At 51.2% G+C, this 13,980-nt stretch carries 9 protein-coding genes; 4 read left to right on the forward strand and 5 right to left on the reverse strand.

Features of this window, described 5'->3' with window-relative positions:
* Positions 1-12: 12 nt before the first annotated feature.
* The 4 genes from ACFE8Q_RS20840 to ACFE8Q_RS20855 all read right to left on the reverse strand — a co-directional run bounded on the left by ACFE8Q_RS20840 (position 13) and on the right by ACFE8Q_RS20855 (position 8,136).
* Positions 13-3,165 carry a SusC/RagA family TonB-linked outer membrane protein gene (locus ACFE8Q_RS20840; protein ID WP_375447370.1) on the reverse strand — a complete coding sequence of 1,051 codons (3,153 nt, stop codon included), beginning with the start codon at positions 3,163-3,165 and terminating at the stop codon, positions 13-15.
* A gap of 52 nt (positions 3,166-3,217) precedes the next feature.
* A complete protein-coding gene (locus ACFE8Q_RS20845; RefSeq protein WP_375447525.1) occupies positions 3,218-4,117 on the reverse strand; it encodes a carbohydrate kinase family protein in 900 nt (299 codons plus the stop codon).
* Positions 4,118-4,125: 8 nt separating this feature from the next.
* Positions 4,126-5,451, reverse strand: a complete 1,326-nt coding sequence (locus tag ACFE8Q_RS20850; RefSeq protein WP_375447371.1) for a sugar porter family MFS transporter — start codon at positions 5,449-5,451, stop codon at positions 4,126-4,128.
* Positions 5,452-5,835: 384 nt separating this feature from the next.
* Complete coding sequence (locus tag ACFE8Q_RS20855) at positions 5,836-8,136, reverse strand: ATP-dependent helicase (protein ID WP_375447372.1); 2,301 nt, start codon at positions 8,134-8,136, stop codon at positions 5,836-5,838.
* 266 nt (positions 8,137-8,402) lie between these two features.
* On the opposite strand from ACFE8Q_RS20855, the gene ACFE8Q_RS20860 reads away from it, so the two are divergent.
* Positions 8,403-8,648, forward strand: a complete 246-nt coding sequence (locus ACFE8Q_RS20860; protein WP_375447373.1) for a hypothetical protein — start codon at positions 8,403-8,405, stop codon at positions 8,646-8,648.
* A 69-nt stretch (positions 8,649-8,717) separates the two neighbouring features.
* Here ACFE8Q_RS20860 and ACFE8Q_RS20865 read toward each other — a convergent pair whose 3' ends face one another.
* Entirely contained in the window at positions 8,718-9,128 is a 411-nt protein-coding gene (locus tag ACFE8Q_RS20865; protein WP_375447374.1) for a Dabb family protein, read from the reverse strand.
* Positions 9,129-9,229: 101 nt separating this feature from the next.
* On the opposite strand from ACFE8Q_RS20865, the gene prfA reads away from it, so the two are divergent.
* From prfA to ACFE8Q_RS20880, 3 genes are all read left to right on the forward strand, one after another.
* Positions 9,230-10,303, forward strand: coding sequence for a peptide chain release factor 1 (gene prfA, locus ACFE8Q_RS20870; RefSeq protein ID WP_375447375.1), 1,074 nt, complete (start codon positions 9,230-9,232; stop codon positions 10,301-10,303).
* 206 nt (positions 10,304-10,509) lie between these two features.
* Positions 10,510-11,697, forward strand: a complete 1,188-nt coding sequence (locus ACFE8Q_RS20875; protein ID WP_375447376.1) for an AAA family ATPase — start codon at positions 10,510-10,512, stop codon at positions 11,695-11,697.
* Positions 11,687-13,933: a hypothetical protein gene (locus ACFE8Q_RS20880; RefSeq protein ID WP_375447377.1), complete on the forward strand. Its 2,247-nt coding sequence runs from the start codon at positions 11,687-11,689 to the stop codon at positions 13,931-13,933. Before ACFE8Q_RS20875 ends, ACFE8Q_RS20880 begins: the two co-directional genes overlap by 11 nt.
* Positions 13,934-13,980: the final 47 nt, after the last annotated feature.

Raw genomic sequence — 13,980 nt, forward strand, 5'->3', positions numbered from 1 at the left:
TCGATCTGAGGCTTAGAAGGAAACGTTTATGCCTGCGGTGAAGGTGCGGGGAATTGGAATTGCGTTAATGTCAACGCGCTCTGGATCAGGGCCCTGGAAATTGCCTGATTTGATCAGGAACAGGTTCTCGGCCATAACGTAGACGCGAAGCCGTTGCAGGTTCACCTTTTTGATCAAGTCAGTATTCAGGGTGTAGCCCAACTGTATGTTCCGTAGCTTGAAATACGAGGTGCTGGTAAAGAAATAATCGGAGGTGCGGGTTTCGCCGTTAACATCTGACAGCGACAGGGTAGGAATTTTGGAGCTGCTATTAGTGGGCGTCCAGGCGTTGAACACACCCGGCCCAACGTTGTCGCGGCCCCTGATAAAATTGTTGTAGAACGTGTAGGCGTCAAAGCCAGACCGGCCAGCTACACCAGAGCCGAAAATAGACAGGTCGAACCCTTTGTAAAACGCTTCAATACGCAGGTTGTATTCAAAAGCAGGGAGGGTTGTGCCGAAGAATACCCGGTCATCATCGTTGATCACGCCATCGTTATTCGTGTCAACGTACCTGATACGACCGGGACCGGCCCCCACCTGTTTGGGTGCGGCGTCTACTTCTGCTTTGCTCTGAAAAAGCCCGGCGGTTTTGTAGCCAAACAGGTCAAACTGGGAGTGGCCAAGAATCGTACTAACCGCATTGCCTGCGTAGGCGGCCCGTACTTCTTCGGGTAGTTCGGTGATTTTATCCCTGAACCGGCTGATGCCCGTCATGATGTTGTACGTGAAATTGCCCTGGGCTTTAGGGTAATACCCCAGCGAAAACTCGAAGCCCTGGTTCGATTTGGCGGCACCATTAACCGCCCTCAATTGCCCTTCGCCCACGGCCGAAGCAACGGGTGGCGTGATCAGAATATCGCTCGTTTTACGGGTAAAGTAATCGAATGAGCCCTGGAAGGTGCCGTCCAGAAAACCAAAGTCGAGCCCTATGTTTGCCTCATCGGTAGTTTCCCACTTAAGGTTTGGATTGGCTCCCTGGATAGAGACAAAACCAGAGGGAAGGTTCCCGGTGTTGGCCCCGTTGAGGTCATAGGCGGTCCCGATGTTATAGAACTGATCGAAAAAGCCATTATGTCCATTCGGGTATTGCGACTGCCGGGCACCGTAGCGGGTATCGTACAGGCCAAAACGCGCCAGATCGCCGATTTCCTGGTTACCAACCCGGCCCACACCGACGCGTAGCTTCAGGGTGTTGATTGCCTTTATGTCTTTAAAGAAGCTTTCGCGGTCGAGCCGCCAGCCTACCGATGCCGCCGGAAAAATGCCGTATTGGTTATCCGTACCGAACCGCGATGAACCGTCGCGGCGTACGGTTAGCGCAACCAGGTATCTGTCTGAAAACCCGTAGTCAATCCGGGCAAACTGCGATAGCAGGCGGTTGCCCGTGCCAGCACCGGTAACCGTGGCATTACCTGTTCCTGAGTTTAGTGTGAAGTAGTCGGGCGTTTGAACGGCAAACCCTTCTTTCCGGTCAGTCTGGTAGGTAATATCCGTTTTAACGGCTTCAACACCGGCTAAAAACTTAAAGTGGTTCTCGCCCAGGTTGAGGTTATACCGGGCCGTGTTCGACCAGGTTAAGCTCAGAAACCGGTTCTGGTCAATCGTCAGGCTGTTGCTTGTCCGGCCAAATGAACCTTCATCGAATGCCTGTTCGATGTTTTTGGCGTAAAACTGTGAGTTGTCAACGCCCAGGCTCGACCGGATAAACAGGTTTTTAACCGGCTCGATCTCCGCGAATATGTTTCCAAACAGGGTTACCCGGTTGGCATTGTCATACTGGTTGATATCCTGCATATGCAGCGGGTTATTCCGGTCTGAATAGCCAGAGCCAATGGCTCCGCCGTAGGTGCCGTCTTTTGCATAAACGGGAATCGTAGGCGCCAGGGTAATTGCCAAACCCGGTGTGAGTGCGCCGCCAATATCAGTAGAGGACAGCGTTTCGTTCGACGTAGCAAACTGCATATTCGCGCCTATTTTCAATCGGCCCTCAAAGGTGTTGGTCAGGGCGTTGATCCGGCCACTTAGCTTGTCGTAGCCCGTGAACTTCAGCATGCCCGTGTTCTTGAAGTAGCCCAGGTTTACCTGCAACGACGAGTTTTTCGTGCCACCCGCAATAGTCAGTTCGTTGTTGGTAACGATACCTGTCTTGTACATCACATCCTGCCAGTCGGTATCGCCAGCGGGCATGTTGGCCACGCCGCCCACCAATGGCTTCACCGTAACGCCGTTCAGAACAGGGTTGGCGAAATTCTTATTCCAGTCGAACGAGTACAGCGCGCCATAACCATCTTCGGGGTTCACGCCATCATTGACCGAAGCCTGCCAGAGTGCCCGTCCGCGATCGACGGCGTTGAGCATCTTGAACCGGGCGTATTTTTCAGACTGGGCCGAAACGCTGCTGTTAAAGTCGATGCTGAGTTTTCCGTTCGCGTTTGCCCCGTTTTTGGTCGTGACAATGATGACCCCATTGGATGCCCGCGACCCGTAGATCGACGAAGCCGACGCATCTTTCAACACCTGCACCGACTCAATCGAACTGGGGTTCAGCCCCTGGAATACTTCGGGCCGTTTGGTCGGAACACCATCGATGATGTAGAGTGGGTCTGTATTGCCGAGCGTATTGGCTCCCCGAATCAGGATGCGCGAATTGGTGCCGTTTGGTGAGCCTGTCTTTTCGATATATAGCCCCGGAACCCGTCCCTGAAGTGCCTGCATCACGTTACCCGAGCTGATATTCTTAACGGGTGCCAGATCAACTACGGCGATAGAGCCGGTCAGGTCTTCCTTCTTCGAGGTTGTATATCCTACCACCACCACCTCGGATAGCTGACCACCGGCAACCAGCGCCACTCGAACGGTGCTCTGGTTTACAACGGGCACTTCCTGTACCAGATAGCCAATAAACGACACCTGAATAGACGTGGCACTGGCTGGTACGGCGATCGAAAACTTTCCGTTGACATCTACAACGGTACCGTTCGTGGTGCCGGGAATTACGATGGTGGCTCCAATAAGTGCTTCGTTTGTCTTGGCGTCGACAACGCTGCCCGTAACAGTGCGCTGAGCTATGGCCAGCGAGACCGTCAGCAGCAACAGGGTGAGAGTTAATAGATGATTCTTCATTGATTTATACGGATATGGTAAGAATGGTACTGAATTGGTGGTACACAACGGGTCAGGTTGTGGGTTGGGTACTATATTGACTGGTAATGGTTGTTTCTGTAAATGAGGGCGTTGCGCCGCGTTGGGTAGCTACATAGGCACCCGTAGCGCAGGCGAACTCAAGGGCGTTCTGAGCTGGTGAACCCTGCAACGTTTTGTAGAGGAATGCGGCCAGAAAGGCGTCACCACTACCAATGGTATCTTCTACCTCTACTGAAAAGCCCGCTTGTTGTACAAAGCCAGTGGCATCGAGCAGTATGGCCCCGTCGCCGCCCAGTGTTACGCACAACACGTCCAGGCTGTACCGATCGCGCAGTTGCTGCATGGCCCGGTGCATGTCGGTTTCATGCCCATACCAGCCCGACAATTCGAGTAGTTCGTGCTCGTTCAGCTTGGCGATGTCGGCCTGATGCAGGAGTTCGTCAACGGTGGTCTGATCGTAGTGGGGTGCGCGGAGGTTTACGTCGAATACCTTGCGGGGGGCTACGGCCAGCAGTTCCCGCAGGGTTTCATGGGTTTGGGGGCTACGGGCCGCCAGACTCCCATACACGAACAAATCGCTTTGCTGCACCGCCTCGATCATACCCGGCTCCAGCTGGATATAATCCCAGGCAACGGGCTGCACGATCTTGTAGGTGACCTCGTTGCTGTCAGACAAATTGGCTTTAGCTACGCCCGTCAGGTGTGACTGTCCCGTCTGGACCAGTTCTGTTGGAATGTTTTTCTGCGTTAGAAAATCCAGCAGTTCACGTCCCAGGTCGTCGCTACCGACGCGGCTGATGAGTTGGGCGTTCAGGCCGAAGTTGCGCAGGTCGGCGGCCACGTTCATGGGCGCGCCACCGGGTTGCTTGCTGGTAGGAAGTACATCCCACAGAATTTCGCCGAAACAGATGATGGTTGGTGTCATGGCTATCAGGTGGATTAATGGGAAAAAACGGTTCGTTCAATTTTTTCCAGACTGGTGCCTTTCGTTTCAGGCATGATGCGCAACACGAATACCAGTTGCAGCACCATCATCACGGCGAAGAACAGGAAGGTGTTGCCGCCGCCGACCTTTTCAGACAGGTAGGGGAAGGTGAAGGTGATGATGGCGGCCATGATCCAGTGGGTGAAACTGCCCAATGCCTGCCCGCTGGCGCGTACTTCATTGGGGAATATTTCAGAGATAAAAACCCAGATAACGGCCCCCTGCGAGAAACCAAAGAAGGCGATGTAGCCGAACAGCAAGAAAGGTACGGTCATGCCGCTGAAGTCTTCGACGTAGAATGCCCGTGCCACCAGCCCCAGGGTAATAATCAATCCAACCGAGCCAATTTTCATCAGGGTACGTCGGCCGTACCGGTCGATCAGGTTCATCGAAATCAACGTGAAGATGAGGTTGATCAGCCCGATACCTGCCGACGACAGTAACGACGAGCTTTTGCCCAGACCAGTCATTTCAAAAATGCGGGGCGCGTAGTAAATGATTGCGTTGATACCCGATACCTGATTGAAGACGGCGAACAGCACCGCCAGCATAACGGGGGTTTTGTAGTTTCCCGAAAAGAGCCGGGCCGATGCCGATGACGGTGTGCTGCTCTGTTGAATGGCCAGCAACGTTTCCTGGGCCGTTTCCGGATCGATCATGTCGAGTACGGCGCGGGCGGCCTCTACCTGTACTTTTTTCAGGAGCAGCCAGCGGGGACTTTCCGGGATTTTAAGCACCGTAACCAGGAAGATGATCGACGGTAGAGCCTGTATGCCAAGCATCCAGCGCCACGGTTCGGCACCAACGTCCGACAGCAGAAAGTTAGAGAGATAGGCAACCAGAATACCCAGCACCACATTGAACTGGAACATACCCACCAGCTTGCCGCGTGACCTGGCGGGCGAAATTTCGGTAATGTACATGGGCGCAGCCACCGACGAGGCACCAACGCCCAGGCCACCCAGAAACCGGAAGATGAGAAAGATAGACCAGGTTGGCGCCAGGGCCGTTCCCAGTGAGGCCAGCAGGTAAAGGATGGCAATGCAGATCAGAGTTTTCTTCCGTCCCAACTGTTCGGCCGGAATACCACCGGTTACCGACCCGATCACTGTGCCGATCAGCGCGATGGAAACAGTCAGGCCATGTTCCCATACATTCAGGTGCCATATGGCCTGCAGTGACTGCTCGACCCCAGAGATAACGGCCGTGTCGAAGCCGAAGAGGAACCCTCCTAAGGCGGCCGTAATCGACCAAAAGAAAATGCGTTGTTTCTGGCTCATGGCTAACTCGAAGCGTCCCTTTCGGACATTGATTTCGAGTCAAACTTAGATCAGCTACATAAGATGCACTTTCGGTAATCGTTCAATTTGTTTCGATGTTTACCTGAATAAGCAAATCACTGATAATGAGTTGTTTATTCTACTTGATTACGACGCGTTTTTTCAGTTTTGAAACGCCGTTTTCTGATTTTGTTACACCTTTCCAGTTGGCTTGTAGTTGACATGCGTGGCTTCGCGAGCATCGGGCATGGCTTCGCGCTACGTGCCTTTCCTGGAATAGTAAATGGCGTTTTCCGCCCAAATTCAATTCGTATAGCAACGTACCCAGCCAGGAACCACGTTTTAGACTCGCCAATACCCCGATGGGGCAAATTGACAACGTACCTACACAATACGCAGCTTGGCGAAGCTTAACAGCAGCGTTTTTTCGCCGGCCACTTTAAACTGGATCACGGCTTTGCGTTCAGTGCCGTTTACGTCGATCGACTTCACGACGCCGAAGCCAAATTTTGAGTGCTCTACTTCCATGCCTTCGGCCAGTTCGGTGGTGTTGCTGGGTACAAAATTAGCCGAGGGCGTGTGGGTGACGGTGGGCTGCGGCACCTGACGCTGCGCCGTTTTCTGAGCCAGCGACCGCACGAAGTTCATCGAACCAGCCGAGGGCATATCATCTTTGCTGCGGCTGGCGTAGGTATCGTCGCCTTTAAACCGGGGTTTGGGCGGCGTCACGGTCTTGCTCATCGTCAGAAAACCCTGATCCACTTCCAGCAGGAACCGGCTGGGTTCACAGATTTTCAGTCGGCCGTAGTGGTAGCGCGATTCGGCGAAGGAGAACGTCAGGCGTTTCTCGGCGCGGGTGATGGCGACGTAGAACAGGCGGCGTTCTTCTTCCAGATCGGCCCGGCTTTCGAGCATCATCTGGCTGGGAAACAGGTCTTCTTCCAGTCCAACGATGTGTACATTCTTGAATTCCAGCCCTTTGGCGGCGTGGATCGTCATCATGGTTACCCGATCGTTGTCGCCGTCTTCTTCTTTTTCGTCGGCGGTCGTCAGCAGCGATACCGTTTGCAGGAACGCGCTCAGGTTCTTTTCCTCGTTATCGGGACTATCAACGTACTCTTTGATGGCGTTCAGCAATTCCTGTACGTTCTCGTAGCGGGCCAGCCCTTCCACGGTTTTGTCTTCGTACAACTCCTTCAGAATACCCGACGTCTTGGCCACGTGCGCCGCTACTTCGTACGCATCCTTCTTGTCGATCAGCAACATGTAGCTTTTGATCAACTCGGCGAAACCTTCGATGGCAATCGACGCCCGACCGGTGATGTGGTACGTGATGTTACTGACGATCTCCCAGATAGGTACGTTCTTCTCCGAGGCCAGCACCGAAATCTTAGCCAGCGTGGTATCACCAATACCGCGTTTGGGCAGGTTAATAATCCGCTTGAACGCCTCTTCGTCGGCCTGGTTGACCGTGAAGCGCAGGTAGGCGATCAGGTCCTTGATCTCTTTCCGCTGGTAGAACGACAGGCCACCAATGATCCGGTACTTGATGCTCAGCTTACGCAGGGCTTCCTCAAACGCCCGCGACTGGGCGTTGGTGCGGTACAGAATGGCGAAATCGTTGTTCCGCAAGCCGTCGCGCATCTTGGCTTCGAAGATGTTCGTTGCCACCAGTCGGCCTTCTTCATTATCCGACGATGCTTTGATGACCTCGATCAGCGGGCCGGTTTCATTGTCGGTGAAAACGCGCTTTTCGAGCTGATTCCGGTTGCGGGCAATCACCGAATTGGCCGCCTGCACGATGGTGTTGGTGCTGCGGTAGTTCTGCTCCAGCTTCACGATTTTCACCGTGTCTTTGCCATAATCTTTTTGGAAATTCAGGATGTTTTCGATGTTGGCCCCCCGGAACGCGTAGATACTCTGCGCATCGTCGCCCACCACGCAGATATTCTGATGCACCGCCGCCAGCTTCCGCGTGATGAGATACTGCGACACGTTGGTATCCTGAAACTCATCGACCAGTACGTGCTGAAACTTATGCTGGTACTTGTGCAGAATGTCCAGATGATCGCGGAACAGGATGTTGGTATTGAACAGCAGATCATCGAAATCCATGGCGTTGGCCTGGAAACAACGGGTGCTATAGACTTTATAGATCGCTCCCACTTCCGGCATCTTTGCCGAAGCATCATCAGCCTGAATGATGGCGTTGTTCAAATACTCGTCGGCCCCAACAAGGCGGTTTTTCGCACTCGAAATCCGATTGAACACGGCGTTGGCGCGGTATTGCTTATCGTCGAGGCCCCGTTCCCGGATGATGCTCCTGAGCAGTGATTTCGAGTCGTCGGTATCGTAGATGGAGAAGTTGCTGGTGTAGCCCAGGGCTTTGGCTTCGATGCGCAGGATCTTGGCAAACACGGAGTGGAACGTACCCATCCAGATATTACGCGCCTCGTTGCCAATCACTTTCTCGATCCGGTGACGCATTTCACCCGCGGCCTTATTGGTAAAAGTCAGCGACAGAATACGGAACGGATCAACCCCCTTGTCGATCAGGTGGGCAATACGATAGGTGAGCACGCGCGTTTTGCCCGAACCAGCTCCGGCAATGATCATCATCGGACCATCGCCGTGGGTTACGGCTTCGCGTTGCGGGTCGTTCAGACCGGCTATATAATCAATCATGAAAAGACGATGGATTGCTCTGTCTGCCTGTCAATAATCAGACATGGCTACTTCAACTACATTGTTTTGTATTGCTTCAGCGTAGACCCCCTCAGGGAGTTGGGGGTCTACGCTGAAGCAATACAATTTTTGTACACTAATTGTGAGAATGCTACGCATTCACGTCAATATATAACAATCAAATTTACGTAAAAATTTGGGGGCGGGCTAACAAAGTGTCACGAGCGGGGTTTAGCCTAGTTAATAACTAGACAACTAACATCATTATGGAAGATCAGGATAAAGAGGATATAATCCGGGCGAAACAGGCCATCAGCCCCGCCGGTCTGGGCGACCAGTCGGCAGAAGGAAATAGTGGTGTCGGTGCCGAAATAGACGCGCCGGAGCTAGCCGCCAACGACATGGAAGATACGTATATGAACGGCGATGAGCCCGCCGAGGACGTACCCATGACACACCCCAACCGCAATGCAGACGGGAAAGTAGATAATGACCGAACCCCTTATAGCTAAACGCAAAAATGGCCTCTGCATTGATACAGAGGCCATTTTTATTGAGACTGCATGTTGCTGACGCGTCCTTTACTTCCGCTTCGGGCCAATCGCGTCGTAGATCACGACTTTCTCCCAGAGGGTCGCGTAGTTGTTCCGAAAATCGTCGTGGATCGGGTGCTTCTGGTACACTTCCTCGTCGGCGGCGCTGTCGAACAGGCATAGCCACGAGTACGTGTAGCTCCGTTCGATCACGGCACGGTTTGTAGCGGCGGGCTCACCGATATGCACCATTTTGATGGTTGGCACTTTGGCCAACATGTTCAGTCCCTCCAGTAGTTTGGCCTTGTCGGCGGCGTTACCGGGGTTCTTCAGGTAGAAAAGAACGTGGTGAACAAATGTTTCTTTGGATGCGCTCATGGGTAAACTCGCTGTAATACCGGCGGCAACACCACCTTTCAGGCTAGCCTTAATGAATGTTCTGCGTGATGATTGGCTCATGGTTGATTCTGATTCACCGGTAAAATAACAAACCTTACTCCGTTTACTCTCACAACGTACAACCCTTCCTCCCTTCGCGCCGTTTTTCGTACCTTTGCGGTATGCTTGAACAACTTGAATCGATCAGCGAACGCTTTAACGAAGTGGCACAACAGATTGTGCAGCCTGAGGTGTCTGCGGACCCCAAGCGCTTCATGAAGCTGAGCAAGGAATATAAAGAGCTTGATAAGATCGTGCAGCAATATCGCGCTTATCAGCAGACACTTGCCGAAATTGTGAATGCCCGCGAGGTCATTGCCACGGAGAAAGACGAAGAGTTCCGCGACATGGCCAAAGGTGAACTTGACGAACTCATTCCCCGCCGCGATGAGCTGGAAGAGCAGCTAAAAGAAATGCTGATTCCGAAAGACCCCAACGACAGCCGGAACATCATTCTGGAAGTACGTGGCGGTACCGGCGGCGACGAAGCAGCCATTTTTGCGGGCGATATCTTCCGTATGTATCAGCGTTTCTGCGAGAAAATGGGCTGGAAAATGACCCTCGTCGACTTCACTGAGGGCTCGTCGGGCGGCTACAAAGAGATTATCACCGAAATTGAAGGGGAAGACGTGTACGGCAAGATGAAGTTCGAGTCGGGCGTGCATCGGGTGCAGCGCGTACCCGCCACTGAAACCCAGGGCCGGATTCATACCTCGGCAGCCAGCGTGGCCGTACTGCCCGAAGCCGAAGAAGTGGACGTCGAAATCAATATGAATGATATTCGGAAAGATACGTTCTGCTCGTCGGGTGCGGGTGGTCAGTCGGTAAACACAACCTACTCGGCCGTGCGTCTAACGCACATTCCGACGGGCCTTGTGGTACAGTGCCAGGACGAACGCTCGCAATTGAAAAACTTCGACAAGGCCCTGACGGTACTTCGCTCACGCCTGTACGAAATCAAGCTACAGGCCCACAACGATGCCATCGCGTCGCAACGTAAAACGATGGTCGGCAGCGGCGATCGGTCGGATAAGATACGTACCTACAACTACCCCCAAAGTCGCGTCACCGATCACCGCATCGGCCTGACGGTCTATAACCTCCCCGCCGTGATGGAAGGCGACATCGGTCAGTTCATCGAGCAACTCCGCATCGCCGAAAACGCCGAACGGCTGAAAGAAGGCACGAGCGCGTAGGAATGAATTCTTTAAACCTATAAGGTTTCCAAAACCTTATAGGTTTGTACGCCAAGGGCTTCGCTTACTCACAGACCGTGGATAAGCGAAGCCCTTTCTGATTTCAATCGTCTGAGACGCTAGCAGTACTTGACAATAGAATTTTTGTTAAACATTTTGACAATAGAATTTTTGTCATAACATTTGACAAAAATTCTATTGTCAAAATGAGAAATATCATTGGGCAAGCCGTATCAGGGTCTGATTTCTTCGACAGGCCACAGGTGATCAAACGCATACGGCGAGCGATTCGGAATGGCAATCAGGTGTATTTGTCGGCTCCCCGTCGGGTAGGTAAAACGTCTATCATGCATCATCTGAGCGACAATCCGGAGCCGGGAGAGCACTATGTATACGCTATAACGCAGTCGGTCGATAGCCTAGATGGCTTCTATAAGGAGTTGGCCAAGCAGGTAATTGGTAGTGATGCGTTTGGTCGGTTGGGGCGCACTGGTAAAACGATCAAAAACGGCTTTACTGACCTTCTGCAACGCATCAGCCTCAAAGTGAACGTACCAATGGTGGGTGAGCTATCGCTCGACAAGGGGACGCAAACCAGCATCCAAACTGATTTTACCACGCTGCTTGAAGAGCTGGATCTGGAAGGCGGCAAGCTGATTATCTTGGTCGATGAGTTCACCGAAACCCTCGACAACATTCTGATTAAGCACGGCAAGCAGGAAGCCAAGCGGTTTCTACAGTCGTTTCGCGAGCTGATGCATAACCGTAAGCTGACCGGCCATGTACAGTTTCTCCTGACGGGGTCAATCGGACTGCAACCGCTGGTGAAAAAGCTGGAAGCTACCGACCTGATTAATCAACTCAACATCATCGACGTACCTGCTCTGACCGAAGACGAAGCCTGCCACCTTTTCCGGCAGTTGGTTGATCAGGAAGACGTAACGATTGATGATGAAACAGTACGCTATATTCTTCGAAAAATTGACTGGCTCATGCCCTTCCACGTGCAGTTATTAGCATTGGAGGTGATCGACGTGCACGAGAGCGCGGGCAGCCCAATTGATCAGAGGAAAGCCGACAAAGCCTTCGATCAGGTGTTTCACCAACGCAACAAGATCTACTTCGAGCAGTATTACGACCGACTGAAAAAACGCCTCGAATTAGGCCCAGAATACCAGTTTGTTCACGAACTTCTGAACCGCGCCGCCAACGTACCTACGCTCGACAAAGCCATTGTACACGATTTAGCGGTAAAACACGCATTTGCCGACCAGTACAAAGCCACGCTGGAATCGCTGCTCTACGATGGCTACCTGCACGAAACCGCCGATGGCTCGGCGTACCGTTTTAACTCATCGATTCTGAAAACCTGGTGGAAAAAATATGTCGGCTAACTCACGTCCGCTCGTTGCTACAATCTATAACCCGCATAACCAGAGCAAGGAAGCGCTGATTGCGGGGTTCACGGCCCGCAAAGCCAGCTTCGACCGGCTGTTCAGAGACATTCGTGAGGCACCCATGACCAAACCCGAACAGCACTATCTGGTGCAGGGCGTGCGGGGTATGGGCAAAACCACGTTCCTGTTGCGGCTGGCCTATGAAGTGCAGAACACGCCTGAACTCGCCGAACGGCTCATCCCGATTGTGTTCAACGAGGAAGAGTACGGCATTTCATCACTGGCTGACTTCTGGGAACGTACCGCCCGCTACCTTGAAGAAGCTGACCCGACTTTTGCAGGCCTAGAAGACCAGATTAAAGCCCAATACGGCGGCGATGATTACGAACGTGCGGCACTGGGTACGTTGCTGGGTACGTTACGGCAACATAACAAAAAGCTTTTGCTGCTCATAGACAACATTGGCGACCTGTTCCGTAAGTTCGATGAACTGGAAAACAAACGTCTGCGCGAGGTACTGCTCACCGCGCCTGAGCTTCGCCTGATTGGGGCCACCCCCACACTCATTGAGCAAACCCACGACTACAGCAAACCCTATTTCGACTTTTTCAGAGTCATTCAGCTAGGTGGCCTGAATCAGGAAGAAACCAAGGAGCTATTCCTGAAACTCGGCGAAGCCTACGGCACCGATGCCGCTCGCGAACTGGTAGAAAAACGGCCCGGCCGCATCGAAGCCCTACGCCGCCTCACGGGTGGCGTTATCCGCACAATGGTGCTGCTGTTCGAAATCATGGTGGAAAACAATACAGGTTCCGTCTTCCGCGACTTAAACGCACTCATCGACAGGGTTACGCCCCTCTACAAACACCGCATTGATGACCTGCCCACGCAACAGCAAAAAATCGTAGCTGCGCTGGCCAACGCCTGGGATGCAGCCAATACTAAAGAGCTAGCCCAAGCCGTGCGCCTCGAAAGCAAAGTTGTATCAGCTCAATTAAAACAGTTGATCAACAATGGCATTGTTGAAAAAGTAGAAACCAATACTAAAAATCACCTCTACCGTCTCGAAGAACGTTTCTTTAATATTTGGTACTTGATGCGCTTCGGTCGCAAGACAGATGAGCGTGTACTATGGTTGATACGTTTTTTTGAATTAATGTTTGATGGTGATGAAGAGTGGTTGCAGGAAAAAATCGAAAATCTATTAAAGTCAATAAAGTCAAGAGAGATTACCCCTGAAGCAGCATTATATTTAACTACCGCCTACTCTGCATTATTGCACAATGAAGACGTAGAGCATAATTTAAAAAATAATGCAAGGATATATTTGACTGAAAAAGATTCTTCTCTTTTACTTAGTTTACAACCTTCTAAGTTAGATGTGATTGAGAAATGCATAATAAACAATGATTATGATCAAGCCTTGAGCTATATAACCAGCCTGAATAGCATGAGCTTAGAGAGACTTGTAGATACATTTACTTTGTATTTGGTGGATGTAAAACTCGATAAAGCTCTGAATATTTTTGATTATAAATTCAGAGATTATGTATCATCAGTCGATATAGATACAATCATTGATAGGGATGACTTTGATACAAATAAATTCATGTGTGTTGTTACGGCGATTCAAATTAATGAAACGAAAGATAAATTGATAAAAAACTACTCTAATTCCGAAGATACCTTCAAAAAATCAATAAGCTTGTTTTACTATAAAGTTTTTACTTATTACTTTTTAACTAAACAAAAAAATAGACAACTTCTATGCACAAAACTTATGAATTTTGCTTTCGCATTTAAAAGTAGTCCTTCACTAGAAGAGTATTTATGCGAAAACTCTATTCTCCTCTGGAACGGAGTATATCCAGATCCAGAGAAACTATTTTATCCAGGTGTAGGAGAACTGTTTTCCGAAATAACCAACCACAGTAAAGCCCCTGAATTACACAAAAAAAATCACGCATCTAATATACAGAAAGCAGTTCTAGAGATGCACTTTGAGTTTTACCTAAAACTCCTTCTTGCTAAAAAACAATACCACACTACCTACAAGTATTTCCAGCAGGAAGAGTGGCAGTTGAAAGATCGGTTTAAGCCGTTGTATTATGCCACGATGTATTTCCTGCAAGACGAATACCCCACAGAGTATTTACGAATGGGGCCGGAATTGGCTGAAACTGTGCAGGATATTTTGAAAGAAGTTGACCAAATGACGATTGATTACGCGTAAAAATCAACGGGCTTCACTCATTCACGATCTGTGAGTAAGCGAAGCCC

It is taken from the genome of uncultured Fibrella sp., from assembly GCF_964250085.1.
Taxonomy (GTDB): domain Bacteria; phylum Bacteroidota; class Bacteroidia; order Cytophagales; family Spirosomataceae; genus Fibrella.

What these genes read in the sequence shown, in the direction of transcription:
- ACFE8Q_RS20840 (WP_375447370.1), bottom strand. Translation starts at nt 3,165, where the DNA reads ATGAAGAATCATCTATTAACTCTCACCCTGTTGCTGCTGACGGTCTCG.
- ACFE8Q_RS20850 (WP_375447371.1), bottom strand. Translation starts at nt 5,451, where the DNA reads ATGAGCCAGAAACAACGCATTTTCTTTTGGTCGATTACGGCCGCCTTA.
- ACFE8Q_RS20855 (WP_375447372.1), bottom strand. Translation starts at nt 8,136, where the DNA reads ATGATTGATTATATAGCCGGTCTGAACGACCCGCAACGCGAAGCCGTA.
- ACFE8Q_RS20860 (WP_375447373.1), top strand. Translation starts at nt 8,403, where the DNA reads ATGGAAGATCAGGATAAAGAGGATATAATCCGGGCGAAACAGGCCATC.
- ACFE8Q_RS20865 (WP_375447374.1), bottom strand. Translation starts at nt 9,128, where the DNA reads ATGAGCCAATCATCACGCAGAACATTCATTAAGGCTAGCCTGAAAGGT.
- prfA (WP_375447375.1), top strand. Translation starts at nt 9,230, where the DNA reads ATGCTTGAACAACTTGAATCGATCAGCGAACGCTTTAACGAAGTGGCA.
- ACFE8Q_RS20875 (WP_375447376.1), top strand. Translation starts at nt 10,510, where the DNA reads ATGAGAAATATCATTGGGCAAGCCGTATCAGGGTCTGATTTCTTCGAC.
- ACFE8Q_RS20880 (WP_375447377.1), top strand. Translation starts at nt 11,687, where the DNA reads ATGTCGGCTAACTCACGTCCGCTCGTTGCTACAATCTATAACCCGCAT.